Origin of the sequence: Streptomyces bobili, from assembly GCF_002154575.1 — a bacterium.
Taxonomy (GTDB): Bacteria; Actinomycetota; Actinomycetes; order Streptomycetales; family Streptomycetaceae; genus Streptomyces; species Streptomyces bobili.
Genome location: NZ_MUBA01000877.1, coordinates 1 through 552 on the forward strand (window position 1 = coordinate 1; position 552 = coordinate 552).

1 pseudogene is annotated in these 552 nt (G+C 75.2%); it reads left to right on the forward strand.

Going from position 1 to position 552, the window contains the following annotated elements:
• Nucleotides 1-280: 280 nt before the first annotated feature.
• Nucleotides 281-552: pseudogene (locus BZL64_RS38420) on the forward strand (hypothetical protein); the annotation flags it as partial.

Genomic DNA, 552 nt, shown 5'->3' on the forward strand with positions numbered 1-552 from the left:
CGCCGCCCGCGCCGCACGAGAGGGCTCCCCGGAGCCGGCCGTACCGGTGCGACTCGCCCCCGGCGGGAGCGCGAGCGTGGCGGAGGGCGCCGCCCACCTGCTGCTGGGACCGGTGTTCGGGCGGACGGACGTATAAGAAGCCCCCGCCCCCACAGCCTGGGAGTCCCCCAGCCCTCGATGCCACCGGAGAAGGTGCCCCTCCGCCGAACGAATGCAAGCGTCCGGCCGTACGGTGCGGCAGCCCCCGCCGGGCCGGCCCCTCCGGCAGGCTCACGTGTTCATGCGACTGTGCACACCCGTATCCCTCTGCCTCGCCGCAGCCGCCGTTCTGCTCTCCGCGCCCGCCTTCGCGCAGGCCGGGCCCAGCTGTGCCGGGCCGGACGCCGGAAACTTCCCGCTCACCACCCGTCTGCACGGCGGGCCCGATTCCTACCGTGCCGGGGGCGGCCACGGCACCTGGTTCCTCGACCTCACCAACACCACCCGCGTCACCTGCGCCGGCGTGCACCCGGTCGTCGTCCTCGTCGACTCCGCGCACGCCCTGCAGCCGTC